At 66.0% G+C, this 25958-nt stretch carries 23 protein-coding genes and 1 pseudogene; 15 read left to right on the top strand and 9 right to left on the bottom strand.

The window, feature by feature from the left end:
* From cyoA to VL973_RS04970, 7 genes are all read left to right on the top strand, one after another.
* The coding region (gene cyoA, locus VL973_RS05000; RefSeq protein WP_414712195.1) for a ubiquinol oxidase subunit II at nucleotides 1-1066 on the top strand (1066 nt) is incomplete at its 5' end.
* A gap of 5 nt (nucleotides 1067-1071) precedes the next feature.
* The gene (gene cyoB / locus VL973_RS04995) at nucleotides 1072-3066 is read left to right on the top strand and encodes a cytochrome o ubiquinol oxidase subunit I (protein ID WP_325282928.1); all 1995 of its coding nucleotides are present in this window, start codon (nucleotides 1072-1074) and stop codon (nucleotides 3064-3066) included.
* A 3-nt stretch (nucleotides 3067-3069) separates the two neighbouring features.
* Nucleotides 3070-3699, top strand: a complete 630-nt coding sequence (gene cyoC, locus VL973_RS04990) for a cytochrome o ubiquinol oxidase subunit III (RefSeq protein ID WP_325282927.1) — start codon at nucleotides 3070-3072, stop codon at nucleotides 3697-3699.
* Nucleotides 3696-4076 (top strand): cytochrome o ubiquinol oxidase subunit IV, encoded by a 381-nt coding sequence (cyoD, locus tag VL973_RS04985; RefSeq protein ID WP_325282926.1) that lies wholly within the window; start codon nucleotides 3696-3698, stop codon nucleotides 4074-4076. Before cyoC ends, cyoD begins: the two co-directional genes overlap by 4 nt.
* Entirely contained in the window at nucleotides 4073-4729 is a 657-nt protein-coding gene (locus tag VL973_RS04980) for an SURF1 family protein (protein ID WP_325282925.1), read from the top strand. The genes cyoD and VL973_RS04980 overlap by 4 nt, the downstream gene beginning before the upstream one ends.
* Entirely contained in the window at nucleotides 4726-6006 is a 1281-nt protein-coding gene (locus tag VL973_RS04975; protein WP_325282924.1) for an ATP-binding protein, read from the top strand. Before VL973_RS04980 ends, VL973_RS04975 begins: the two co-directional genes overlap by 4 nt.
* The gene (locus VL973_RS04970; protein WP_325282923.1) at nucleotides 6003-6530 is read left to right on the top strand and encodes a response regulator transcription factor; all 528 of its coding nucleotides are present in this window, start codon (nucleotides 6003-6005) and stop codon (nucleotides 6528-6530) included. The genes VL973_RS04975 and VL973_RS04970 overlap by 4 nt, the downstream gene beginning before the upstream one ends.
* Before the next feature lie 71 nt (nucleotides 6531-6601).
* On the opposite strand, the gene glpX is transcribed toward VL973_RS04970, so the two are convergent.
* The gene (gene glpX, locus VL973_RS04965; protein WP_325282922.1) at nucleotides 6602-7573 is read right to left on the bottom strand and encodes a class II fructose-bisphosphatase; all 972 of its coding nucleotides are present in this window, start codon (nucleotides 7571-7573) and stop codon (nucleotides 6602-6604) included.
* A 172-nt stretch (nucleotides 7574-7745) separates the two neighbouring features.
* Between glpX and ubiA the strand changes: the two genes are divergently transcribed.
* The 4 genes from ubiA to VL973_RS04945 all read left to right on the top strand — a co-directional run bounded on the left by ubiA (nucleotide 7746) and on the right by VL973_RS04945 (nucleotide 11658).
* Nucleotides 7746-8669, top strand: coding sequence for a 4-hydroxybenzoate octaprenyltransferase (gene ubiA / locus VL973_RS04960; protein ID WP_325282921.1), 924 nt, complete (start codon nucleotides 7746-7748; stop codon nucleotides 8667-8669).
* A 63-nt stretch (nucleotides 8670-8732) separates the two neighbouring features.
* A complete protein-coding gene (locus VL973_RS04955) occupies nucleotides 8733-10067 on the top strand; it encodes a TldD/PmbA family protein (protein ID WP_325282930.1) in 1335 nt (444 codons plus the stop codon).
* On the top strand, nucleotides 10060-10860 hold the full coding sequence (locus VL973_RS04950) for a 3'(2'),5'-bisphosphate nucleotidase CysQ (RefSeq protein WP_325282920.1): 801 nt from the start codon (nucleotides 10060-10062) through the stop codon (nucleotides 10858-10860). The genes VL973_RS04955 and VL973_RS04950 overlap by 8 nt, the downstream gene beginning before the upstream one ends.
* Nucleotides 10861-10908: 48 nt before the next feature.
* Nucleotides 10909-11658, top strand: a complete 750-nt coding sequence (locus VL973_RS04945) for a FadR/GntR family transcriptional regulator (protein ID WP_325282919.1) — start codon at nucleotides 10909-10911, stop codon at nucleotides 11656-11658.
* Nucleotides 11659-11801: 143 nt separating this feature from the next.
* Here the strand turns inward: VL973_RS04945 and VL973_RS04940 are convergent, their stop codons facing one another.
* On the bottom strand, nucleotides 11802-12530 hold the full coding sequence (locus VL973_RS04940; protein WP_325282918.1) for a FadR/GntR family transcriptional regulator: 729 nt from the start codon (nucleotides 12528-12530) through the stop codon (nucleotides 11802-11804).
* Between the two features lie 145 nt (nucleotides 12531-12675).
* Here VL973_RS04940 and araD1 point away from each other — a divergent pair, with 145 nt between their 5' ends.
* Together araD1 and VL973_RS04930 are read left to right on the top strand one after the other, a co-directional pair.
* Nucleotides 12676-13662 carry an AraD1 family protein gene (gene araD1, locus VL973_RS04935; protein WP_325282917.1) on the top strand — a complete coding sequence of 329 codons (987 nt, stop codon included), beginning with the start codon at nucleotides 12676-12678 and terminating at the stop codon, nucleotides 13660-13662.
* The gene (locus VL973_RS04930; protein ID WP_325282916.1) at nucleotides 13659-14588 is read left to right on the top strand and encodes a Gfo/Idh/MocA family protein; all 930 of its coding nucleotides are present in this window, start codon (nucleotides 13659-13661) and stop codon (nucleotides 14586-14588) included. Before araD1 ends, VL973_RS04930 begins: the two co-directional genes overlap by 4 nt.
* Before the next feature lie 62 nt (nucleotides 14589-14650).
* Here the strand turns inward: VL973_RS04930 and VL973_RS04925 are convergent, their stop codons facing one another.
* Both VL973_RS04925 and VL973_RS04920 read right to left on the bottom strand, forming a co-directional pair.
* Nucleotides 14651-16447: an IlvD/Edd family dehydratase gene (locus VL973_RS04925; protein ID WP_325282915.1), complete on the bottom strand. Its 1797-nt coding sequence runs from the start codon at nucleotides 16445-16447 to the stop codon at nucleotides 14651-14653.
* A gap of 10 nt (nucleotides 16448-16457) precedes the next feature.
* Entirely contained in the window at nucleotides 16458-17591 is a 1134-nt protein-coding gene (locus tag VL973_RS04920) for an aldose epimerase family protein (protein WP_325282914.1), read from the bottom strand.
* 121 nt (nucleotides 17592-17712) lie between these two features.
* Here VL973_RS04920 and VL973_RS04915 point away from each other — a divergent pair.
* A pseudogene (locus tag VL973_RS04915) lies at nucleotides 17713-17868 on the top strand (glucose/galactose MFS transporter); the annotation flags it as partial.
* A gap of 57 nt (nucleotides 17869-17925) precedes the next feature.
* Here VL973_RS04915 and xylA read toward each other — a convergent pair.
* From xylA to VL973_RS04890, 5 genes are all read right to left on the bottom strand, one after another.
* The gene (xylA, locus tag VL973_RS04910) at nucleotides 17926-19236 is read right to left on the bottom strand and encodes a xylose isomerase (protein WP_325282913.1); all 1311 of its coding nucleotides are present in this window, start codon (nucleotides 19234-19236) and stop codon (nucleotides 17926-17928) included.
* Nucleotides 19236-20684 (bottom strand): xylulokinase, encoded by a 1449-nt coding sequence (gene xylB, locus VL973_RS04905; RefSeq protein ID WP_325282912.1) that lies wholly within the window; start codon nucleotides 20682-20684, stop codon nucleotides 19236-19238. Before xylB ends, xylA begins: the two co-directional genes overlap by 1 nt.
* Nucleotides 20685-20690: 6 nt before the next feature.
* A complete protein-coding gene (locus VL973_RS04900; RefSeq protein ID WP_414712194.1) occupies nucleotides 20691-21836 on the bottom strand; it encodes a glycoside hydrolase family 43 protein in 1146 nt (381 codons plus the stop codon).
* A 93-nt stretch (nucleotides 21837-21929) separates the two neighbouring features.
* Nucleotides 21930-22946: a glycoside hydrolase family 43 protein gene (locus VL973_RS04895; protein WP_325282911.1), complete on the bottom strand. Its 1017-nt coding sequence runs from the start codon at nucleotides 22944-22946 to the stop codon at nucleotides 21930-21932.
* 21 nt (nucleotides 22947-22967) lie between these two features.
* Nucleotides 22968-23972 carry a glycoside hydrolase family 43 protein gene (locus tag VL973_RS04890; protein WP_325282910.1) on the bottom strand — a complete coding sequence of 335 codons (1005 nt, stop codon included), beginning with the start codon at nucleotides 23970-23972 and terminating at the stop codon, nucleotides 22968-22970.
* 68 nt (nucleotides 23973-24040) lie between these two features.
* Here VL973_RS04890 and VL973_RS04885 point away from each other — a divergent pair, with 68 nt between their 5' ends.
* Complete coding sequence (locus VL973_RS04885) at nucleotides 24041-25954, top strand: NPCBM/NEW2 domain-containing protein (protein WP_325282909.1); 1914 nt, start codon at nucleotides 24041-24043, stop codon at nucleotides 25952-25954.
* Nucleotides 25955-25958 lie beyond the last annotated feature (4 nt).

Below are 25958 nucleotides of genomic sequence, written 5' to 3'. Positions count from 1 at the left end.
CCCGCTGATGCTGGGCGGTTGCGACATGGTGGTCATGAACCCGTCCGGCGACGTGGCGCGCCAGCAGGCCGACCTGATCCTGTGGTCGACGGGGCTGATGCTGCTCATCATCGTACCGGTCATGGTGCTGACGGCGGTGTTCGCGTGGCGCTATCGCGCGTCGAACGACGAGGCGGAATATCGCCCCGACTGGGACCATTCGACGGGCCTTGAGCTGATTATCTGGTCGGCGCCGCTGCTCATCATCATCGCGCTGGGTGCGCTCACCTGGGTGGCGACGCATACGCTGGACCCCTATCGCCCGCTGGGCCGGATCGCGGCGGGGCGTGAAGTGCCGGCGACGCAGCGGCCGCTTGAAGTGCAGGTCGTCTCGCTCGACTGGAAATGGCTGTTCATCTATCCCGAACAGGGCGTCGCCACGGTCAATGAACTGGTGGTGCCGGTCGATCGCCAGGTGCGGTTCCGCCTGACCAGCTCCAGCGTCATGAACACCTTCTACGTGCCGGCGATGGCGGGCATGATCTATACGATGGCGGGCATGGAGACCAAGCTCCACGCTGTCCTGAACAAGCCCGGCAATTTCGAGGGCATGTCGGCCAATTACAGTGGTGCCGGCTTTTCCAAGATGAAGTTCCGCACTCACGCCGTCGACGACGCCGCGTTCGAACAGTGGGTCGCGCGGGTGAAGGCGAGCGGCGGACGCCTGGACGGTCCGACCTATCTCAGGCTCGAACAGCCGAGCGAGGGGGTGCCCGTCATGCGCTTCGCCAATGCCGAGCGCGGCCTGTTCGAGCGCGCGGTCAACCTGTGCGTGCGTCCCGGCCAGCCGTGCATGAGCGAATCGATGCACGGTCATCATGGCGGCAAGGGACTGCCCGCGCCGACCAACAACGCCATGCGCCCGCGCAATGAAGGCGCGCTGGAGCAGGACGCGGGCGAACACGCGCCCAGCCCGCGCACCAATGCGGCCGGCGAAGGCGCCGGCCCGCCCGCGCGCACCGGATCGGGTGCCACCACCGATCGACAGAATCCCGGCGGCCGTTCCGCGCCGCATGAGGGGCATTGAGAGCCATGTCCGACGCACTGACCCAGATGATCTTCGGCCGCCTGACGCTTGAGGCGCTGCCGCTGCACGAACCCATCGTCGTCGCGACCTTCGCGGTCGTGGCGCTCGGCGGCCTTGCGATGATGGGGCTTATCACGAAATATAAATTGTGGGGCTGGCTGTGGACCGAATGGTTCACCACCGTCGATCACAAGAAGATCGGGATCATGTACATGATCCTGGGCACGGTGATGTTGCTGCGCGGCTTTGCCGATGCGGTCATGATGCGTTTGCAACAGGCGATGGCGTTCGGCAACGAAGGCTATCTGAACGCGCACCATTACGACCAGATCTTTACCGCGCACGGCGTCATCATGATCTTTTTCGTGGCAATGCCGTTCGTCACGGGCCTGATGAACTATGTCGTCCCGCTACAGATCGGCGCGCGCGACGTCAGCTTTCCGTTCCTCAACAATTTCAGCTTCTGGATGACCACGGCGGGCGCCATGCTCATCATGGCCAGCCTGTTCGTGGGCGAGTTCGCGCGCACCGGCTGGCTGGCGATGGCGCCGCTGTCGGGCCTCGATTACTCGCCGGAGGTCGGGGTCGATTATTACATCTGGGCCTTGCAGATCGCGGGTGTCGGCACGCTGCTGTCGGGCGTCAACCTGATCGCCACCATCGTCAAGATGCGCGCGCCCGGCATGACGATGATGAAGATGCCGGTGTTCACCTGGTCGTCGCTTGTCACCAACGTGCTGATCGTTGCGGCTTTCCCGGTGCTGACCGCCGTGCTTGCGATGCTCAGCCTCGACCGGTATGTCGGCACCAATTTCTTCACCAACGTCCTCGGTGGCAATCCGATGATGTATGTGAACATGATCTGGATCTGGGGCCATCCGGAAGTCTATATCCTGATCCTGCCGGCGTTCGGCATCTTTTCGGAAGTCGTCTCGACCTTTTCGGGGAAGCGACTGTTCGGCTATACGTCGATGATCTATGCGCTGATCGTGATCTGCATCCTCGCCTATCTGGTCTGGCTGCACCATTTCTTCACCATGGGTTCGGGCGCCAGCGTCAACAGTTTCTTCGGCATCACGACGATGATTATCTCGATCCCGACCGGGGCGAAGATCTTCAACTGGCTGTTCACCATGTACAAGGGCCGCATCCGGTATGAATTGCCGATGATGTGGGCGGTGGCGTTCATGCTGACCTTTACCGTGGGCGGCATGACGGGCGTCTTGCTGGCGGTGCCGCCGGCCGACTTCGTGCTGCACAACTCGCTGTTCCTGGTCGCGCATTTTCACAACGTGATTATCGGCGGCGTGCTGTTCGGGATGTTCGCGGGCATCAATTACTGGTGGCCCAAGGCGTTCGGCTTCAAGCTGGATCGCAAATGGGGACTGGTCAGCTTCTGGAGCTGGGTGATCGGCTTCTGGGTCGCGTTCACGCCGCTCTATGTGCTGGGCCTGATGGGTGTGACCCGCCGCCTGCGGACGTTCGACGACCCGTCGCTCCAGATTTGGTTCGTCATCGCCGGTATCGGTGCAGCAATCATCGCGGTCGGGATCGCCGCCTTCCTGATCCAGATCGGCGTCAGCGTCCTCAATCGCGACAAGCTGCGCGACACCACGGGCGATCCGTGGAACGGTCGCTCGCTGGAATGGGCGACCAGTTCGCCGCCGCCGGCCTACAACTTCGCGTTCACGCCGATCATCCACGACCTGGATGCGTGGCACGACATGAAGGCGCGCGGTGCCAAGACCCCGACCGAGGGGTATCTGGACATTCATATGCCGCGCAACACCGGGGCGGGCGTGATTCTGGCCGGGCTGTCGGCAGCGTGCGGGTTCGGCATGATCTGGCACATCTGGTGGCTGGCGGGGCTGAGCCTGGTCGGGATCGTCGGCTATGCCATCTGGCACAGCTTCGATTATGACCGCGATTACCACATTCCCGCCGACGAAGTGGCGCGGACCGAGCGGGCGCAGCAGGCGCTTGCCGCGCAGGGGGCCTGAGCCATGGCAAGCGTGACCCGCACCGAGGGCGAGGCTCCGAGCTTCTGGGAGATCGAGCCGGAGCATCATCACGAACCGGGATCGAGCACGATGCTCGGCTTCTGGCTGTATCTGATGAGCGACTGCCTGATCTTTGCCATGCTGTTCGCAAGCTGGGGCGTCTATGGCCGCAGCGCGGCGGGCGGACCCGACGCGGCCGAGCTGTTCGACCTGAATCTGGTGGCGATCAACACCGCCATGCTGCTGTTCAGCTCGATCACCTATGGTTTCGCGATGATCGCCGCGCAGGAGGGCAACAAGCGCGGGACGCTGGGCTGGCTGGCCGTCACCGGCCTGTTCGGCGCGGCGTTTCTGGGCATCGAGCTGTATGAATTCTACCACCTGATCCACGAAGGCGCGGGGCCGCAGCGTTCGGCGTTCCTGTCCAGCTTCTTCGCGCTGGTCGGCACGCACGGGCTGCACGTCTTTTTCGGCTGCATCTGGCTGGTCGTGCTGATGGTGCAGGTCGCAAAGCGCGGGCTGATCGCCGACAATACCCGGCGTCTGGCGTGCCTGAGCCTGTTCTGGCACTTCCTCGATGTCGTGTGGATCGGCGTCTTTACCTTCGTTTATCTGCTGGGGTCGATGCAATGAGCGCACATGCCGAAAGCCATGGTGAGGGCGGCGCGGCCCATGCGACGCGCGGCGGCTATGTCACCGGGTTCGTGCTGTCGGTCATCCTGACGGCGATCCCGTTCGCGCTGGTGATGGGCGGCTTCATCGCCGACGAACGCGTCACGGCGGGGATCGTCATGGCGATGGCGGTGGTGCAGATCGTCGTCCACATGATCTATTTCCTGCACATGAGCGCGAAGTCCGAAAATGGCTGGACGCTGATGGCGCTGATCTTCACCGCGGTGATCGTGGTCATCACCATCGCCGGTTCGCTGTGGGTGATGGTCAACATGAATCGCTACATGATGCCGCCGATGACGCCGACCAGCGCGCAGATGGACATGAGCGGCATGTGACCCGGCTGATCGCCCGCGCCGGCGTGCTGGCCCTGATCGGGGTGTTCGTCGCGCTGGGCGTGTGGCAGCTCGACCGGCGGGCATGGAAGCTCGACCTGATCGAACGGGTTGAGGCGCGACTGGCCGCGCCACCCGGCGCGCCGCCGCTGGGCGCGGTGGGGCGCGACGACGAATATAAGCGCGTCATGGTGTGCGGCCGCTACCTGACAGGCCACGACACCTATGTTCAGGCCGTGACCGAGCTGGGTGGCGGGTTCTGGGTGCTGACACCGCTGGACAGCGATGTCGGACGCATCCTCGTCAATCGCGGGTTCGTGACGCCGGACCGGCGTGGACAGGTGCCGCCGCCGCAAGGACCGGTCGCGGTCACGGGCCTGTTGCGGCTGAGCGAGCCGGGCGGCGGTTTCCTGCGTGCCAATGACCCCAAGGGCGAGCGATGGTATTCGCGCGATGTGGCCGCGATTTCGGCGGCACGCGGGCTGGGGGCGGTTGCGCCCTGGTTTCTGGACGCCGGCGCGAATGGCGCGGAATGGCCGCGCGGCGGGCTGACCGTCGTGCGGTTCCGCAACCAGCATCTGCAATATGCGCTGACATGGTTTGCGATGGCCGCGCTGTTGGCGTTCCTGGCCTGGCGTGTCAGGGGGCGGGGGTGATCGCCACCCCGCCCGTCGCCGAGGATGCCGGCCGCCGCAACCTGTTGCTGCTGGTCCAGCTTCGCTGGCTGGCGGTGGCGGGACAGATGGCGACGATCCTGGCGGTGCAGTTCGGCATGGGGGTCGCGCTGCCCATCCTGCCGATGTTCGCGACGTTGGGGCTGCTGATCGGCCTGAACCTGGTGCAGTTGCTGGCCGAGCGGCGGCGGCCCGTCACCAATGGGCAGTTGCTGGCCGCGCTGTTGATCGACGTCGCCGCGCTGTCGGTGCAACTGTATCTGTCGGGCGGCGCGACCAATCCGTTCGCGGGGCTGTTCCTGTTGCAGGTCGTGCTGGGCGCGGTGCTGCTGCGGCCGCGATCGGGCTGGCTGCTGGTGGCGGTAACGAGCGCCGCCTTTGCCGCGCTGACGGTCGAATATCGCCCGCTCGACCTGTCGCCGCGTTTCGCCAGCGCATTGTCGGCGCCCTATCTGATCGGCAACTGGTTCAATTTCACGCTGGCGGCGGTGCTGATCGTGCTGTTCGTCACGCGCATCACGCGCAACCTGTCGGAGCGTGACGCCCGGCTGGCGGCGATGCGCCAGCACGCGGCGGAGGCGGAGCATATCGTGCGGATGGGCCTGCTCGCCAGCGGGGCCGCGCATGAACTGGGCACGCCGCTCGCCTCCGTCGCGGTGGCGCTGGGTGACTGGGCGCGCGAACCGGCGATCCGCAGCGATCCCGCGCTGGCGGCGGAGGTCGAGGACATGCGGGCCGAGGTGGCGCGGTGCAAGGACATCCTGTCGGGCATCCTGCTGGCGTCGGGCGAAGTGACCGGGCAGGCGCCCGAACGCACCACGCTGCGCCGGTTCCTGACCGACATTATCGCGCGCTGGGACAGCGCCCATCCGGGGCTGGTCAGCGTGGACGACGCGCTTGGCCCCGATTTGGGCATTGTGGCCGACCGCGCGCTGGCACAGGCGCTGAGCAACGTGCTGGACAACGCCGCCGAAGCCGGCGCGCGTCAAATCGAGCTTGAGGCCCGGCGGACGCGCGACACGCTGATCCTGTCGGTTCGCGACGACGGGCGCGGGGTGCCGGCGGCGATCCTGGCGCATCTGGGCAAGCCGTATCAGTCGAGCAAGAACCGGCGCGGAGCGGGGCTGGGACTGTTCCTGACCAGCAATGTGCTGCGTGTGCTGGGTGGCACGCTGGCCGTGTCCAATCGCGACGGTGGCGGAGCCGAAGTGGTTTTGCGCCTGCCGCTGGCCGCGCTCAGTCTGGAGGAAGCGACATGACGGGGCGGCGATTGCTGATCGTCGAGGATGACGCGGTGTTCGCGCGCACGCTGGCGCGGTCGTTCGAGCGGCGCGGCGATGCGGTGCGCGTGCTGTCCGGGCCGGAGGGGCTGGAGGATGCCGCGCGCGAACATGGCGCGACGCACGCAGTGGTCGACCTGCGGCTTGGCGGCGCATCGGGCCTGACCTGCGTCGCCGCGCTGCACGCGCTGGACCCGGCGATCCGTATCGTCGTGCTGACGGGCTTTGCCAGCATCGCGACCGCCGTCGAGGCGATCAAGCTGGGCGCGACCAATTACCTGACCAAGCCCGCCAATACCGACGATATCGAAGCCGCATTCGAACGGGTGGAGGGCGATACAGCCGCCGACATCGCCGCCAGCACGACCTCGCTCCGCACGCTGGAATGGGAGCATATCCATCAGGTGCTGGCAGACACCGGCTTCAACATTTCCGAAGCGGCGCGGCGGCTGGGGATGCACCGCCGGACGCTGGCGAGGAAGCTGGAGAAGCGGCACCTTTAAGTGCGCCGCCTGTGGCCTTACCCCTCCACCATGCTTCGCATGGTCCCCCCCTTTCCGGGGAGGTATTCCGGTCAGCCGATCCGGTGTTCGCCCTTGACCCAGCGGACGGTGCCCGAACTGGCGCGCATCACCACGCTGTCGGTGGTCATGATCTTGCCCTTGCGCTTGACGCCATCGAGCAGCGAGCCGTCGGTCACGCCGGTCGCGGCAAAGATGCAGTCGCCCTTGGCAAGGTCGTCGAGGGTATAGACCTTGTCCAGATCCTCGATCCCCCAGCGATGCGCGCGCGCGCGCTCATCATCGTTGCGGAACAGCAGGCGGCCCTGAAACTGCCCGCCGACGCAGCGCAGCGCAGCACAGGCCAGCACGCCTTCGGGCGCGCCGCCCGACCCAAGATAGATGTCGATGGTGGTGTCGGGATCGCTGGTTGCGATGACGCCCGCCACGTCGCCGTCGCCGATCAGCACCACGCCGCAGCCGATCGCGCGCAGTTCGGCGATCAGCTTTTCATGACGCGGCCGATCGAGCACGCAGGCAATAATCTCGTGCGGCTGCACGCCCTTTGCCGCAGCGATGGCGCGGACATTTTCGGTCGGCGATTTTTGCAGGTCGATGATCCCCGCCGGATAGCCGGGGCCGACCGCGATCTTGTCCATGTAAACATCGGGCGCGTTCAGCAGGCAGCCTTCCTCTGCGATCGCCAGCACCGCCAGCGCGTTGGGACCGGCCTTGGCGGTGATCGTCGTGCCTTCCAGCGGATCGAGCGCGATGTCGATCTTCGGTCCCTTGCCCGGCGCCGACCCGACCTTTTCACCGATGAACAGCATTGGCGCCTCGTCCCGCTCGCCCTCGCCGATGACGACGGTGCCGTCCATGTAAAGCTCGTTCAGCGCAGCGCGCATCGCCTCGACCGCGGCGGCGTCGGCGGCCTTTTCATCGCCGCGACCGACCAGTGTCGATGCCGCGATCGCCGCCGCTTCGGTCACGCGGACCATTTCGAGGACGAGCACGCGGTCGAGGATGTTGCTGGGCGATTGCGTCACGATGCGGTTTCCCTGTTCGGTTACTTGCGCGGGCGATACGCATAGGTATGCAACAGGGCAATGGCAGAAGGGCGCCCCGGCGTGATATTGTCCCGATCCGACGCGGGTCCAGGGACGCGCCGGCACCCCGAACGGGCTTTCGCAACCGTGCCGGGGGTGGCATGGGCAGTGCATGACCGACGTCGCGACCATCGTTCCCGACAGCGAGCACAAGGGGCTGGTCGGCCGCCTGCCGCCCAAATGGCGTGGCTTTGCGCTGCTGGCGCGGTTCGACCGGCCGATCGGCTGGTGGTTGTTGTTCTGGCCTGGTGCCTGGGCGATCGGGCTGGCGGGCGGGGCGATCGCGCGTTGGGACATGCTGGTCTGGTTCCTGATCGGCAGCATCGCGATGCGCGGCGCGGGATGCGTGTTCAACGATATTGTCGACCGCAAGCTGGACGCACAGGTCGAACGCACGCGCAGCCGCCCGCTGCCCAGCGGTGACGTGAGCCTGAAGGCGGCATGGGCATGGCTGGTCACGCTGTCGCTGATCGGGCTGGTGGTGCTGTTGCAGTTGCGGCCGCTGGCGCAACTGATCGCGCTGGCCAGCCTGGCGCTGGTCGCGGCCTATCCCTTCATGAAGCGGATCACCTGGTGGCCGCAGGCGTGGCTGGGCATGGTCTTTTCATGGGCCGCGCCCGTCGCCTGGGCCGAAGTCGCGACGCGGGGCGTGTGGCTGCCGCTGGCATTCCTCTATGCCGGTTCGATCGCATGGGTGGTGGGATACGACACCATCTATGCGCTTCAGGATATCGAGGATGATGCGCTGGTCGGCGTCAAATCCTCCGCCCGCGCGCTTGGGCGGCGGGTGCGGCCCGGCGTCGCCGCTTTCTATGCGGTGGCGCTCTCGTGCTGGGGCGCGGCGCTGTGGCAGGTGTTTGCCGATCCACTCGCCTTGCTGGCGCTGCTGCCCGCCGCCGCGCATCTGGGATGGCAGGTGATGACGCTGGTGCCTGGCGACGGCGCCAACGCGCTGGCGCGGTTCCGGTCGAACCGGACGGCGGGGCTGCTGGTGTTCCTCGCCTGTCTGACGGTGGGGACGGCGGCGTCCTTTTGATGGAGCAGGCCTTTAATGGGGCGGGCCTTTGACGGGGCGGGGCCGGCCCCTTACCTGCATGTGATGCTGAGTGTTTCCCAAGCCGTCGAGATCGCCGCCAACGCTGTCGAGGCCGCGCGCCGCGCCGGGGCAGACGCCGCCGATGCGGGTGTGTCCGCCGACCAGTCGACGGGCATCGGCGTGCGTCTGGGCCAGATCGAGGATATCGACCGGTCGGAGGGCGAAAGCCTGTCACTGCGCGTGTTCGTCGGTCGGCGTATGGCGAGCGTGTCGAGTTCGCGCATGGCCGACACCGACCTGACCCGTCTGGCCGAACGCGTCGTGGCCATGGCCTGCGCCGCGCCCGAGGACCCATGGGCGGGGCTGGCGCCCGACGCGCGGCTGCTGCACGGCAACGCCCCCGACCTCGACCTGCATGACGGCCACGACGTGACGCCCGACCGGTTGCGCGACATGGCGATGGCGATCGAGGATGCGGCACGCGGCGTGGCGGGCGTGACCAACAGCGAGGGGGCGGGCGCCTCCGCGCGCGAAGCGGTGTCGGCGCTGGCGACCAGCCACGGCTTTGCCGCCGGCTATCGCACCACCAATTACAGCGCATCGGCCAGCGTCATCGCCGGCACGGGCGAGCGGATGCAGAATGGCCATGCCGGGCATTCGGCGCGCTATCTCGATCAGCTCGATGCGACGATTGAACTGGGTCGACGCGCGGCGGCTCGAGCGATCGAACGGCTCGATCCGGTGAAGGTGCAAAGTGGGCCGATGCCGATCCTGTTCGACCCGCGCGTCAGCGGCAGCCTGGTCAACCACTTCGCCGCCGCGATCAGCGGACCCGCGGTAGCGCGCGGCACCAGTTTCCTGAAGGACCGTCTGGGCAAACCGGTCTTTGCAGCGGGCGTGTCGGTTCATGATGACCCGCACCGGCCGCGCGGCCTCCGCTCGCGTCCTTTCGATGGCGAAGGATTGCCGATGTCGCCAGCGGCACTGATCGACAATGGCGTGCTCCAGACCTGGCTGCTCGATTCGGCGACCGCGCGGCAACTGGGGCTGGAGCCGACCGGGCATGGCGCGCGCGGCGGTGGGGTTTCGACCAGCAACCTGTATCTGGCCGCCGGCACCATCCCGCCGCAGACGTTGCTGGGGGAGGTCACGCGCGGCCTGTATGTGACCGAACTGATCGGACAGGGCGTGAACGGCGTGACCGGCGATTACAGCCGGGGGGTGGCGGGTTTCCTGATCGAGGATGGCGAATTGACCCGGCCGGTCGCGGGCGTGACGATCGCGGGCAACCTTTCCGACATGTTTGCCGCGTTGACCCCGGCCAGCGACCTGTCGTTCCGCTACGGCATCAATGCACCCACGGTGCGTGTCGATGGCATGACGGTGGCGGGTGACTGACGCGCTGGCGGCGCGCGTCTTCGCGGTCGCCGAAGCGGCGGGCGCGCTGGCCATGGCGCGTTTCCGAACCGATGTGCGCCGCTGGGAAAAATCGCCCGGCCAGTTGGTGTGCGAGGTCGACATCGCCGTCGATCAGATGCTGCGCGAACAATTGTCGGCGCTGTTGCCCGATGCGGGCTGGCTGTCGGAAGAGACGGTGGACGGCGCCGAACGGCTGGCGGGCCGCCGGGTCTGGGTGGTGGACCCCATTGACGGCACGCGCGATTATCTGCGCGGGCGGCCCGGTTGGGCGGTGTCGATCGCGTTGGTCGAGGATGGGCAGCCGGTGATCGGCGTGCTTGCCGCCCCAGCGCGCGGCGAGTGCTGGACGGCGATAGCGGGTGGCGGTGCATGGCGCAATGGCAAGCCTGTGCGCGCTGGTGATCGTAGCGAACTGGCCGGTGCGCGCGTGCCCGCCGATGCGCTGGCGCGTGCCGACCGCGATTTCGTAACCGTCGCCAAACCCAATTCGATCGCGCTTCGCATGGCAATGGTCGCCGCTGGCGAGGCCGACCTGCTCGCCACGCTGCGCTGGGGGCACGAATGGGACATCGCCGCCGCCGTGCTGATCGCGCGGGAAGGCGGGGCGGCGGTCAGCGACGCGCTGGGCCGTCCCTTGTCGTTCAACACGCGGCGGGGGGAGGCGTTCGGCATTCTGGTGACGGCGCCCGGCATCCATGCCGCCGCGGTCGAACGGCTGCGGGAACGCGCACAGGCGGGCCATGCCCGCGCGCGCGATGGTCAGGCCGGTTGAACGAATCGCGGATTGTCGCGGCCGAACCACCACGTTATCGTTCCCGTCATGGCACGAAAAGGATCGACGCGGCTTTACGCCCAGGTCGCCGCCGGCATCGCGGCGCGGATCACTTCGGGGGAATATCCCGTCGGCAGGCGGCTGCCGTCGGAACGGGAGCTGGCGCAGGTGTTCGGCGTCTCGCGTCCCAGCATCCGCGAGGCGATCATCGCGCTGGAAGTCGACGGGTTGGTCGATGTGCGGATGAGTTCGGGTGTGCATGTCATCGCCAGTGAACCGCAGGGCGGCAAGGCGGCGATGACCGGTGTCGGGCCGTTCGAACTGCTGGAAGCACGCCGCGCGATCGAGGCGGAGGCTTGCGCGCTGGCCGCGACGCGCGTGACCGACGACGATCTGGCCGGGCTGCGCGCGCTGCTCGATGAAATGAGCGCCGCCGGGCCGGATTATGTGACGGCGGAGGAAGCCGACCACCGTTTCCACCTGGCGATTGCCGATGCGACGCGGAACAGCGCGATGACGGCGGCGGTCCAGTCGATGTGGGAGGCCAAGGCGCGCTCTCCCCAATATCGGCTGCTGTCGCGCAAGGCGCATGAAGCAGGGGTTTTTCCGCGCATCGACGAACATGCCGCGATCCTCGACGCGCTGACCACCCGCGATCCCAATGCCGCGCGCGAAGCGATGCGGGTCCACCTGACACGCGTGCTCGATTCACTGTTGCAGGCGACCGAGGTCGAGGAAGCCGAACGCTTGCGCGAGCAGGTCGAGGCGCGGCGCCGGATGTTCGCCGCCGCGCGCTGACCCGCGTCGATTGACTTACCAATTCTGCCATGCCAGTTGTCAGGAACGTGCTCTCTCCCGAGCCGCTCCTGCGCCGGTTCGCCTTTGGCGGCCGGCGTTTTTTATGGCCAGAACGCCGTAAATGCGATTGTCAGGCCAGTGGTTCAGCGGACCATGGCGGCGCGCGTGTCGTCAAACGCCTGGTCGATCAGCGTGTGCATGGCGAGACCCGCAGCTTCGATGTCCCCCGCGATGATCGCTTCGCCGACGCGCACATGGTCGGGCAACGGATCGCGCGGCAGTGCGCGCAGGCGCTGCTTATACTGCGTGGTCCAATTGACCGCCGCGCCGATGCCCGCGCTCAGCGCCACCAGGGCGTCATTGCGTGTCGCGCGCAGGATGGCGTCGTGGAAATCGCGATCGGCGGCGCGGCCGGCATCGGTCGCGAGCGTATGGCGGCGCATCGCGGTCAGCGCGTCGCGAAGCAGCTTGATGTCGGTCTTGTCGCGCCGCTCCGCCGCCAGCCGTGCCGCCGCCGGTTCGACGATCGCGCGCAGTTCGAACAAGTCGCGCACGATGCCCAGATCCGGTTCGTTGGCGAAAGCCCAGGCGAGCACTTCGGGATCGAGCAGGTTCCAGCGGCTGCGCGGCAGCACACGGGTGCCCGCTTTCGGACGGCTTTCGACCAGCCCCTTGGCGGTCAACACCTGCACCGCTTCGCGATAGGCGCTGCGCGAGACGTCCAGCGCTTCGGCATTGGCGACTTCGCCCGACAGGCGTTCGCCCGGCGCGATCGAGCCGGACACGATCGCGGTGCCCAGATAATTGGCCACTGCGCCCCGCAATCGACGCCCCGTTCCCCGTGGCTTCCTTATCTGTTCGTCCACGACCATCCGTTCCTTGCGGCCATGCCCGCCCCGAACGGCGCGCGCGATTGGGCCGGACGTTAGACCGCGCCGCGAGCCGGAGCAAATCCCGCGTTGCCAAGCGGCGGCGCGCTGAATAAGTCGGACTAAATTGGCAATGATGGAGAGCCGGATGCGATTGATACAGGTCCGCGACGAAAACGGCGCGCGACGCGTCGTCGCCGCCAGTGACGACGGTGCCGTTTACGTGCGCGGCGTCGACAGCACGCGCGCACTGGCATGGGCCGCGATCGAGAATGGCGTGACGCTGGCCCAAGCGGTCGAGGCCATGGGCGCCGATGGGGACGCCGACCTGACCGGGCTGGCAGCGGGGGGGCGTTTGCTGGCGCCGATCGATCATGAAGATCCCGCGCACCTGATCCTGTCAGGCACGGGCCTGACGCATCTCGGCTCGGCCGAAGGGCGCGACAAGATGCACCGCGCGGCTGCCGATGCGGAAAAGCAGACCGATTCGATGCGAATGTTCCTTGAAGGCGTCGAGGGCGGCAAGCCCGCAGCGGGTCAGGCCGGACAGCAGCCCGAATGGTTCTACAAGGGCGACGGCTCGCAACTGGTGGGTCCGGGCGACGCATTGTCGATGCCCGCCTTTGCCCGCGACGGCGGCGAGGAGCCGGAGTTGGCCGGCATCTATCTGATCGGGCCGGACGGCACGCCGTTCCGCCTTGGCCTGACGCTGGCCAACGAGTTCAGCGACCATGTGACCGAACGCCACAATTACCTGTGGCTGGCGCATTCCAAGCTGCGCCAGGCGGCACTCGGTCCCGAACTGCTGACCGGCACCCCGCCGCAGGACGTGCAGGGCACCAGCCGCATCCGCCGTGACGGCGCTGTGATCTGGGAAAAGCCGTTCCTGTCGGGTGAGGCGAACATGTCGCACTATTTGTCGAACCTTGAGCATCACCACTTCAAATATGCGCTGTTCCGCCGCCCCGGCGACATCCATGTCCACTTTTTCGGCACGGCCACGCTGTCGTTCAGCGACGGGATCGAAACGCGCGAAGGCGATGTGTTCGAGATTCAGGCCGCACCCTTCACCCTGCCGCTGGCCAATCCGCTGGCCCGCGCGGCCGATGCGCCGGTGACGGTGAAGCAGCTGTGAGCACTGCGCCGATCCGCGTTGCGCTGGTCGGACTGGGCAAGATCGCCCGCGACCAGCATATTCCCGCGATGGCCGGCAACGACGCGTTCGAACTGGCCGCGACGGTCAGCCCCAACGCGCCGCCAATCGACGGCGTGCGGCATTTCCGCAGCTTTGACGCGCTGATCGACAGCGATGCAGCGGTCGATGCGGTGGCTTTGTGCACCCCGCCACAGGCCCGCACGCCGCTGGCCTTTCAGGCGATCGAGCGCGGCTTGCACGTCATGCTCGAAAAGCCGCCGGCCGCGACGCTTTCCGAAGTGGAAGCCCTGGTGTCGGCGGCGGGCGACCGGATCAGCCTGTTCGCCACCTGGCATTCGCGATACGCCGCCGGGGTCGCGCGGGCGAAGGCGTGGCTGGCAACCCGCGAAATCCGCTCGGTCGAGATCGTCTGGCGCGAGGATGTGCGCGTCTGGCATCCGGGTCAGGCATGGATCTGGGAACCGGGCGGGCTGGGGGTGTTCGACCCCGGCATCAACGCGCTGTCAATCGCGACCGACATCCTGCCGCGCCCCGTCTATCTGAGGGACGCGGTGCTCGAATTTCCCGCCAATCGCGCCGCGCCCATCGCCGCACGGCTGACGCTGGCCGACACGCGCGGGGCGGCGATCGACATGGACCTCGACTGGCGACAGGAAGGTCCGCAAAGCTGGGATATTCGCGTCGATACCGATGCGGGGCGGCTGCTGCTTGAAAAGGGCGGGGCGGTGCTGAACCTCGACGGCGAAACCCATGTTTCGGGCGATGTCGAATATCCCGGCCTTTATGCCCGCTTTGCCGATCTGATCCGCGCAGGGGCGAGCGATGTCGATCCCGCGCCGTTCCGGCTGGTTGCCGACGCATTCCTGCGCGGGCGACGCAAGACGACCGACCCGTTTGTCGAATGACGAAAAGAGGGGCGGGCGCCACCGGCACCCGCCCCTCTTTTTTTCAGTCCTGAACGACGGCCTTAATGGCTGTCGCGCGGCAGCCCCTTGGTCTGGGCGATGCGCTGATACTTCTCAGCGCCTTCCAGAATTGCGCCGGTCGAAAGCTGACCGACCAGATCGCGCTGGATTTCCTGCCACGGCGTCTGCGATTCGGGATAGCGATAGCCGCCCTCAGCGATCAACGCGCGGCGGCGCTCGGCCAGTTCCGCGTCCGACAACAGGATGTTGGCGGTGAACTTGCGAAGGTCGATGCGAACCCGGTCGCCCGTGCGAAGCAGCGCCAGACCGCCCATCGCCGCGGCTTCCGGGCTGGCATTCAGGATCGACGGGCTGCCGCTGGTGCCCGACTGGCGACCGTCGCCGATGCATGGCAGGCTGTTGACGCCGTCGGCGATCAGATAGGCGGGCGGGCGCATGTTCACGACCTCTGCCGCGCCCGGATAGCCGATCGGCCCGGCGCCGCGCATGATGAGCAGCGTTTCGGGCGTGATGCCCAGCGCCGGATCGTCGATGCCGTGGTGATAATCCTCCGGCCCGTCGAACACGACCACCGGCCCCTCGAACGCATCGGGATCGTCGGGGTTGGACAGGTAACGCTGGCGGAACTCGTCCGAAATGACGCTCAGCTTCATGATGGCGGCGTCGAACAGATTGCCGCTCAGCACCGCAAAGCCCGCCGTTTCACGCAGCGGCTGGTCGATCGGGCGGATCACCCGGTCGTCCTCGATCGTGGCGCCGCGGCAATTATCGCCCATGGACCGCCCGTTGACGGTCATCGCGCCTTCATGGATCAGACCGCGCGACATGAGTTGTGCGACCACCGCCGGCACGCCGCCCGCGCGGTAATAATCCTCGCCCAGATATTCGCCCGCCGGTTGCAGGTTGACCAGCAACGGGATGTCGAGGCCGTGTTCCTGCCAATCCTCGACCGGCAGCGCCACGCCGATGTGGCGCGCGATGGCGTTCAGGTGGATCGGTGCGTTGGTCGAGCCGCCGATCGCCGAATTGACGCGGATGGCGTTGTGGAACGCTTCCCTGGTGAGAATGTCAGAGGGCTTCAGGTCTTCGTGCACCATCTCGACGATGCGCTTGCCGGTGCGCCACGACACTTCCTGACGATCGCGATACGGCGCGGGGATCGCGGCCGAACCGGGCAGCGACATGCCCAGCGCTTCGGTCAGCGAATTCATCGTCGTCGCGGTGCCCATGGTGTTGCAATAGCCGGTCGAGGGGGCCGAGGATGCAACGAGCTTGATGAACTCTTCGTTGTCGATCTCGCCCGCCGCCAGCATCTGGCGCGCCTTCCACACGATGGTGCCCGATCCGGTGCGCTCGCCCTTGTGCCAGCCGTTCAGCATCGGGCCGACCGACAGCGCGATCGCCGGGATGTTGACGGTGGCGGCCGCCATCAGCGCGGCGGGCGTCGTCTTGTCGCACCCGATCGTCAGCACCACGCCATCGAAGGGATAGCCATAGATCGCCTCGACCATGCCCAGATAGGCAAGGTTGCGGTCCAGGCCCGGCGTCGGGCGCTTGCCGGTTTCCTGGATCGGGTGGACCGGAAACTCGATGGCGATGCCGCCCGCCTCACGAATGCCCTCGCGCACGCGCTCCGCCAGCACAAGGTGGTGGCGGTTGCAGGGCGTCAGGTCGCTGCCGGTCTGGGCGATGCCGATGATGGGCTTGCCCGAACGCAGTTCCTCAAGGCTGAGGCCATAGTTCAGATAACGCTCCAGATAGAGCGCCGTCATGTCGACATTCTCGGGATTGTCGAACCAGGCGCGCGAACGCAGCTTGGAAGGGTCGGTTTTGGTCATGTCACTCGCTTCAGCGTGAGGTGGTCAGGCGATAGGTCATCGTGTGGCGATATGGCTTGCCCGGATCGACCCGCGCCGAGACGAAACCCGGCTGGTTGGGCGCATCGGGGAATTTCTGCGGCTCCAGCGCGATGCCGTCGCCCTGGCGATAGGCATGGCCGTTCTTGCCCGTCACCGACCCATCGAGGAAGTTGCCGGTATAGAATTGCACGCCCGGTTCGGTCGTCAGCACGTCGAGCACGCGGCCCGATTTCGGGTCGACCAGCCGAGCGGCCAGTTCGGGGCGGGCGGTCACACCCTTGTCCAGCGCGAAATTATGGTCGTATCCGCGACCCAACAGGATCTGTTCGTTGGTGTTGTCGCGCACGCCCGACGCGATCAGGCGCGGGCTGGTGAAGTCGAACACGCTGTTCGCGACCGCGCGGCGCTCGCCGGTGGGGATCAGCGCGGCGTTGACCGGCGTGAACGCCTTGGCGGGGATTGTCAGCATATGGTCCGACGTGCCCTGCGGCGCGCCTTCACCCGCCAGGTTGAACAGCGCGTGATTGGTCATGTTGACGATGGTCGGCTTGTCGGTCTTCGCCTCATAAGCGATCGTCAGGTTGTTCGCTTCGTCCAGCGAATAGGTGACGGTCACGTCCAGCTTGCCGGGATAGCCCTGATCGCCGTCAGGGCTGGTCAGGCTCAGGACGACGCGCGCGGCCGGGCCGCTGGCGACCGACACGATGCGCCAGTTGCGCTTGTCGAACCCCTGCGTCCCGCCATGCAGCGAATTGCCCTTGTCGTTCTGCGTCAGCTGATACGCTTTGCCGTCCAGCGTGAAGCGCCCGGCATTGATGCGATTGGCGTGGCGCCCGACCGTGACGCCGAAATAGTTCGGTGTCTTTTCATAAGGCTCGAGCGTGTCATGGCCCAATGTCACATCGGCGCGCTGGCCCGCGCGATCGGGTCCGATCAGCGCCTGCAGCGTGGCGCCATAGCTCAGGATCCGCGCCTCGACACCGTTGTCGTTTTGAAGCGTAACCACCTCGACCGCGGTGCCGTCTGCCAGCTTCCCGAACGGACGGCGCTCCGCATCGGCGGCCGCCGCGGGGGTGGCGACGGCGAATGTGAGCGCTACCAGTGCCAATCTCCGGAAAATCATCGACACGTTCCTTCCTCTCCGCTGCCATCGCCGTCCGTTGACGGCCTTTGAGGTGATTATAGTCGGACAATAGTTCGGGCAAGCGGGATTGATGCCGCCATCCTGTCAGGGAGAAACGAAAATGGCGTTGGCACTTGCCCCTCCGACGCCACGCGGCAGCGTCGGCCGTGATGTGCCAGCGCTGACGCTGCTTGCCAGCCTGACCTTTATGTGGGGTTTCATCACGGTTATCAACAACACGCTGCCCCCGCATTGGGTGAGCGGGTTCGCTCTGGCGGCATGAAAAAGGGGGCGATGTGAACCGCCCCCTTTCTTTTTTGACGGGTCAGCCGTTTCAGATGAAGCGGTTGATGAGGTTTTCCAGACGCTCCTGACGGCCGGATTTGTGCTGGGGCTTCAGGTCGCGCTCCACGGCCAGGTCGGCGATGCCGGCGAGGTCGAGGTTCGATAGCTCGCCGCCCAGACCATCGGTCCAGCCCGCGTAACGATCGGCGCGCACGCCGTCGACACGGCCATCCTCGATGATCGCGGCGGCGTTCAGCAGGCCCTTTGCCACGGTGTCGATGCCGCCGATGTGACCATAGAAGAGGTCGACCGCGTCGCTCGACTGGCGACGCACCTTGGCGTCGAAGTTGAAGCCGCCCGTGGTGAAGCCACCCGCGCGGATCACTTCGAGCATGGCGAGCGTCAGTTCCTCGACCGAGTTCGGGAACTGGTCGGTGTCCCAGCCATTCTGGTGGTCGCCGCGATTGGCGTCGATCGACCCGAAGATGCCCAGTGCATTGGCCATCGCCAGCTCATGCTCGAACGTGTGACCCGACAGGGTTGCGTGGTTCGCCTCGATATTCACGGCGACTTCGCCCTCAAGGCCATAGCGCTTGAGGAAGCCGTAAACGGTGGCCGTGTCGAAGTCATACTGGTGCTTGGTCGGCTCGTGCGGCTTCGGCTCGATCAGGATCGTGCCCTTGAAACCGATCTTGTGCTTGTGCTCGACCACCAGGCTAAGGAAGCGGCCGAAATTGTCCATCTCGCGCTTCAGGTCGGTGTTGAGCAGCGTCTCGTAACCCTCGCGACCGCCCCACAGGACATAGTTTTCGCCGCCCAGACGGTGCGTGGCTTCCAGCACGTCGCGGACCTGCATCGCGGCAAAGGCATAGACTTCGGGGTCGGGGCTGGTCGCCGCACCGGCGGCGAAGCGCGGGTGGCTGAACAGATTGGCCGTGCCCCACAGCAGCTTGCGGCCGCTGGATGCCTGAAGCTTTTCCAGATGGTCGACCGCGTCGGCCAGGTAGCGGCGATGCGTGGTCACGTCATGCGCCTCTGCCATCACGTCGACGTCGTGGAAGCAGTAATAAGGGACGTCCATCTTCTGGAAAAAGTCGAACGCCGTCTCGCGCTTCATCGCGGCGGCGGCGCTGTCATTGGCACCGGCGTGCCACGGGCGGTTGAAGGTGCCGCCGCCGAACACGTCGCTGCCCGGCCAGCAGAAGGTGTGCCAGAAACACAGCGCGAAACGGAGGTGATCCTCCATCCGCTTGCCCATGACGATGCGGTCCTTGTCATACCAGCGATAGGCCAGCTCGTTGTCGCTGTCGGGGCCTTCATACTTGATCTGCGGAATGTCTGCGAAAAAGTCGGTAGCCATTAGTTGCTCCTGGGCGTGATGCGGGGATAGGCGTCGCGGAAGCGCGCCAATTTGGGGGCAAGCCGGTCGACCAGCGTGCGGTCGGGGGTAATGCGGTGGCTCTCTGGCAGTGGCTGGCACAGATCGGCTGCGTTGCCGCCATCGACCGCCAACTGGGCAAGCCGCGCGGCGCCCAGCGCCGGGCCGACTTCCCCGCCCTGGCGGTAGACCAGTTCGACGTCGAGTGCGGCGGCCAGTGTCTGGCCCCAGTAGCGCGAGCGCGCGCCGCCGCCGATGACCGACAGTTCGTTCAGGTCGGTGCCCGCCTCGCGCAGCACCTGAACGCCGTCGGCCAGCGCGAACGCCACGCCTTCCAGCACGGCCTGGGCCAGCCGTTCGGGCGTGGTGTCGTGGTCAAGACCAAGGAAGCCGCCGCGAACCTCCGCATCATTGTGCGGGGTGCGCTCCCCCGACAGATAGGGGAGGAAGATTTCCGGGCCACATGCCGCGCCGACGCTTTCGGCGCGGGCGAACAATTCGGCCGCACCGCTGGTGCCGGTCAGCCGCGCGACCCAGTCGATGCACGCCGCCGCCGACAGATGCACCGACATCTGGTGCCACATGCCGGGCAGGCAGTGGCAAAAGGCATGGACGGCCCGCGTCGGATTGGGGCGGAAGTCGCTGGTCGCGACGAAGATGACGCCCGACGTGCCCAGCGACAGCAGCGCGTCGCCGTCGCGCACCACGCCGACGCCGGCCGCACCCGCGGCATTGTCGCCGCCGCCGCCAGCGACGGGCACTTCGTCCATGCCCCATGCCTGCGCCACATCGGCGCGCAGCATTCCCGCGATTTCGGTCCCCTCGACCAGTCGCGGCATATGGTCACGCGACAGGCCGGTGGCGGCCAGCACCTTGTCGCTCCAGTCGCGCGCGGCGACGTCGAGCCACAGCGTGCCGGCCGAATCGGACATGTCCGACGCCTTTTCGCCGGTCATGCGAAGCCGCACCTGATCCTTGGGCAGCAGGACGGTGCGGATCGCCGCGAAAGTTTCGGGTTCGTGTTTCGCCACCCACATCAGCTTGGGCGCGGTGAAGCCGGGCATGGCAAGATTGCCGGTCACGGCGTGCAGGTCGGGGACCTTTGCCTCAAGCTCACCGCATTCGGCATGGCTGCGGCCGTCATTCCACAAAATGGCGGGTCGCAGCGGCCGGTCGTCGGCGCCGAGCAGCGTCGCGCCGTGCATCTGCCCGGCAAGGCCGATGCCGCGCACCGCCCGGCGGACCGCCGGGTCGATTGCACGGACCGCCGACTGCGTGGCTTCCCACCACGCGTCGGGATGCTGTTCGGACCAGAGCGGCTGGGGGCGCTGAACGGTCAGCGCCGCCACCCCTTGGGCCACCACGCCGCCGCGCTCATCCAGCGCGACGGCCTTTACACCGGATGTGCCGATGTCGATGCCAAGAAACATACCCGCTTACTTCTGATACGGGTCGATCGTCTTGATCGTCCCGTCCGGGTTGTAGGTAAGTTCGGTCATCTTGACGTTCCGCAGGCGGGTTTGACCCGAAAGCTGGACGTCGTGATAGAAGAGGTACGTCTTGCCCTTCCAGTCAACGATCGAATGGTGGGTCGTCCAGCCATTCACCGGCTCAAGAATGCGGCCGCGATAGGTGAAGGGACCATAAGGCGACGTGCCCGTCGCATAGACCAGGTAATGCGAGTCGCCGGTCGAATAGCTGAGATAATAGGTGTCGCCGCGCTTGTGCATCCATGCCGCTTCAAAGAAGCGGCGATCGGTGTCGCCCGCCAAGATCGGCTTGCCCGATTCGTCCAGGATCTGGATGTCGCGCGGCTTCTCGGCGAACTCCATCATGTCGCCCGACATCTTGGCGATTTTGGGCGCCAGCGCCGGTTCGTTCGGCTTGCCCATGTCGGTCTTGGAACCGTTGGGATCATAGGTGCCGGTGGTGTTGCGCTGAAGCTGACCGCCCCAGATGCCGCCGAAGAGCATGTAATGCTCAGCCCCATCGGCGAAGACCGCCGGGTCGATCGAGAAGCTGCCCTTGATCGGCTCCGGTGCGGCCTTGAACGGGCCGATCGGCGATTCGGAAGTCGCCACGCCGATGCGGAACGCGCCTTCGCGGTCCTTGGCGGGGAAATAGAGGTAATAGGTGCCGTTCTTGAACGCCGCATCGGGCGCCCACATCTGCTTTTCGGCCCAGGGCACATCGTCCACATCCAGCGCGACGGGGTGAACGGTGGTCTTGCCGCCGGGTTCGTCCATGCTGAGAATGCGATAGTCGCGCATTTCAAAGTGGCCGCCCAGATCATCCTCGACCGCGTCGCCGTCAATGTCGTGGCTGCCATAGACATACAGCTTGCCGTCGCCCCACACATGCGCCGACGGGTCGGCAGTGTAGATTTCGGTGACGAGCGGTTGCGACAGATAGCGGCGGCCATTGGGGCCGACGGCATCGGCGCTGGCATTGGCCATCATGTCGTTGGCACCGGCGGCATTGTCGGCGGCATCGGGCGTGCCACCAGAGCAGGCGGCCAGCGCCAGCGCCAGCGCCAGCGCGCTCGCAGCGATCAGGTTACGGTGGGGACGGTTCGCGTTCATATGGTTCCTCTCCTGTCGCGATACAGACCGGGTGACGCCCGGATACCGCTAACATCAGTCAAAGGCCAGCCGGGATAATCGTCGGCCTGTCTCTTATTCGGCCGCCGCGTCGGCAGGGGCGGGGGCGGTGACGCCCGCTTCGGTATGCGGCACTTTTTTCAGCGTGCCGTCGGGATTGTAGCGCAGATATTCCGCCGTCACCGTGCGCCGCCCGATCGACCCGTTCAGGTCGCCGATCGCCAGCGTGGCATTATGCATGAAGATATACCAGTTGCCCTTGAACGCAGCGATACCGGGGTGAATGGTGAAGCTGTATTTACCCGAATCGGCCAGTTCGCCGCGATAGGTCCACGGCCCGTTCAGCGACTTGGCGGTCGAGTATGAAATACGCTCGTCCCGGTGCGTCTTGCGATCGAGCGAGGCGTAGGTAAGGTAATACAGGTCGCCGCGCTTGTGCAGCCAGGGGCCTTCCTCGAAATGCGGGGGCGTGATTTCGGTGATCTCGCCGTCGATCTCGATCATGTTGGGCTTGAGCCTGGCGATATAGGCCTGCCGGTTGCCCCAAGCGATCCACGTCGTGCCGTCATCGTCGGTGAAGACGGTCGGGTCGATGTCTTCCCAGCTATGCGTGCCTTTCGGCGTCATCTCGTTGGTGATGAGGGCCGAGCCTTTGGCGTCCACGAACGGGCCGGTGGGCGTGTCGGATACGGCAACCGCGATCGCCTTGCCCGGATGCGTGTCGTCATGTTCGACCGCTGCATAGAACCAGAATTTGCCGTTCTTCTCGATCGTCTGGGCGGCCCAGGCGTCCTTTTTGGCCCATTTGAAGTCCTTGACGTTCATGATCGGCGCATGTTCGGTCCAGTTCTTCATGTCCTTGGTGGAATAGACCAGCCATTCCTGCATGTTGAACATCTCGTCACGCTGCGCGACATCGTGGCCGGTGTAGAGATACAGCGTGTCGCCAACGACCAGCGGCGCGGGGTCGGCCGTGAACTTGTCGCGGAACAGCGGGTTGGAACCCGGCGTGGTGCCGTATTTGTCCTGTGCAGCAACGGGGACGGCCACGCTGGCCAGCGTGGCAACGGCAAGAACAGTGCGGATAGACATTCTCTCTCCCTTTTGGCTGGGTCAATTGGCCGGCGGCGGTGCCGTCACGCCGGCTTCGGTCTGGCTGACGGGACGCATGGTGCCGTCGGGGTTGTATTGCAGATGCTCGACCGTGACGGCGCGGCGGCCGATCGCGCCCTTCTGATCGCCGATCGACAGCAGCGCGTTGTGCAGGAACAGATACCAGTCGCCCTTGAACTCGGCGATGCCCGGATGGATCGTGAAGCTGTTCCTGCCCGATCCCGTCAACACGCCGCGCGGCGTCCATGGCCCTTCGATCGACGGCGCGGTGGCGTATGAGATCCGCTCGTTCTTGTGCGTTTTCCGGTCGAGCGAGGCATAGGTCAGGTAATACAGGTCCCCGCGCTTGTGCAGCCACGGCGCTTCTTCGAAATGCGGGGGCGTGATGTCGCGGATCGGCCCGTCCAGCTCGATCATGTTGGGTTTCAGTGGCGCCAGGTAGCAATTGCCATTGCCCCAGGCGAGCCAGGGGGTGCCGTCATCATCGATGAAGATCGTCGGGTCGATGTCGCTCCACGGATGATTGCTGGGCAACGTCATCTCGTCGGTAATCAGCGCCGATCCGCGTGCGTCGACGAACGGGCCGGTCGGGCTGTCCGATACCGCGACGCCGATCGCATTGCCCTTGTGCGTGTCGTCGTGCCGGACGGTGGCGTAGAGATAGAATTTGCCGTCGCGTTCGATCACCTGCGATGCCCAGGCATCCTTGATCGCCCATTTGAAATCGGTGGGCTTCATGATCGGGCCATGGTCGGTCCAGTGGCGCATGTCTTTGGTGGAATAGACCAGCCATTCGCGCATCGTGAACATCTCTTTGCCGCGCGCCTCGTCGTGCCCGACATAGAGATACAGCGTGTCGCCGACGACCAGCGGTGCGGGGTCGGCGGTGAACCGTTCGCGGAACAACGGGTTCGACCCCGGCGCGGTGCCGGGCTTGTCCTGTGCCACGACCGGCGCGCCCAGCGCAGCGAGCGCTGCCACCGCCAGAATCGATCGCAGCCCCATTTTCCTCTCCCAATTTATCGCTAACAGTTTAGTCGGACAAAAAACGCGGTCAATCGGCAGGAGAGGATATGATCGAAAAAGCACGCACGATGCTGTTGGGCACGGCAATGGCCCTCAGCCTGGCGACGGGCGCGGCGGCGCAGTCGGATCGGCTGGCCCCGACGGGGCGGTGGAGCGCCAACCAGGCGGGACAGGCCCCGGTGCCGCCGATGGGCTGGAACAGCTGGAACGCCTTTTACAGCGATATCGACGAGGAAAAGCTGATGGCCTCGGCACGGGTCATTCGCGACAGCGGACTGGCGGCGGCGGGCTATCGCTATATCAACATCGATGATGGCTGGTGGCTGAAACGGCGCCAGAGCGACAAGCGGATGGTCATCCGCACCGACAATTTCCCATCCGCCGACATCGGCAAGGGCGACACCACCAGCTTCAAGCCGCTGACCGACCGGCTGCACGCCATGGGGTTCAAGGCCGGAATCTATTCGGACATCGGCCGCAACAGCTGCGTCCAGATCTATACGCCGCAATTCCCGAACCAGCCCGAAGGCACCGTCGCGGAGCGCGAGGTCGGGCTATACGGCAACACCGACCGCGACATCGCGCTGTATTTCGCCGAATGGGGTTTTGATTACATCAAAGTCGATGGATGTGGCGTGCGCGGGCTGGGTGCGGAGGCCGATGCCGTTCGCAACGGCACCTATCGCCGGTTCGATCCGCTGATCGACATGAACGCCATCGGCCGCACCGACATTCCCGTCGTCAAGGGGCTGTTCCAGGACGTCGCCGACGCGCTGAAGCGGCATAATCCCGATGGCCAGTATCTGTTCTCCATCTGCCTGTGGGGATCGTCGGACGTTCGCAGCTGGGCCAAGGATGTCGGCAACACGTCGCGCACCAGCGACGACATCACGTCGGACTGGTCGCGGATGCTGACCAATTTCGACACGACGCTGACGCGCGCGCTCTATGCCCATCCGGGGTCGTGGAACGATCCCGACATGCTGTTCATCGGCCAGGGCGATTTCGATGCGAATCACATGACCGAGGCGCGCTCGCACTTCGCCTTGTGGGCGATCACCAACGCGCCGCTGCTGATCGGATATGACCTTCGCAAGGCGACGCCGGCGCAACTGGCGCTGTTCGGCAACAAGGCGCTGATCGCACTGAACCAGGACCCGGCGGGGCATCAGGCGGTGCCCGCCTATCTGTCCGACGACGTGCAGATCCTGGTCAAGACGCTGGCCAATGGTGACAAGGCGGTGGCGGTGTTCAATCGTGGCCTGACCCCGATGAAAGCGGTGCTGACGGCCCAGCACCTGAAGATGCGTGACGACCAGCCGGTGTCGCTGACCGACCTGTGGGAAGGCAAAAGCAGCAGTTTCACCAAGGAAACCGAATTGCAGGTTGCCCCTCACCAGACGCTGGTGTTCACCGCACGCGGCGCGCGGGCGCTGGCCGATGGCATGTATGTGTCCGAACTGCCCGGACAGGTGAATCCGGCGGCGGACGGCATCGTCGCGCCCAAGGGCGATCCGACGATCAATCATTCGATCATTCCCTGGATGAGCACACGCGGAGCGGGGGAGCATCCGCAATATGCCGGTTGGGGCGGCGCGCAGGCGGACCGGTCGCCGTTCATGACGCCGCTGCGTGTCGCGGGGCAACGGATCGATACGGGTCTGGGCGTGCTCGCCAACTCACGGCTCGAGGTTCGCAACGACGGCGCGACGCGCTTTGCCGCGACGGTCGGCGTCGATGACGGGGCGACCCAGCGCGACCGTCCGGTGGTGTTCGAGGTTTATGCCGACGGACGCCTCGTCACGCGGTCGGCGGCAGTGCATGCCGGGCAGGCGGCGGTGCCGGTCGAGGCCGATGTGGGCGGCGCCAGGATCGTCGAGCTGGTCGCGCGCGCGCAGGGCGACGGACCGGCGGGCGATGCGCTGCCCGTCGTGTGGGGCGAAGCGCGGCTGCTGCGATAAGGGG

The organism is Sphingomonas sp., assembly GCF_035490575.1.
In the GTDB taxonomy this organism is placed as follows: Bacteria; Pseudomonadota; Alphaproteobacteria; order Sphingomonadales; family Sphingomonadaceae; genus Sphingomonas.
This window is presented reverse-complemented; position numbering and strand designations above follow the sequence as displayed.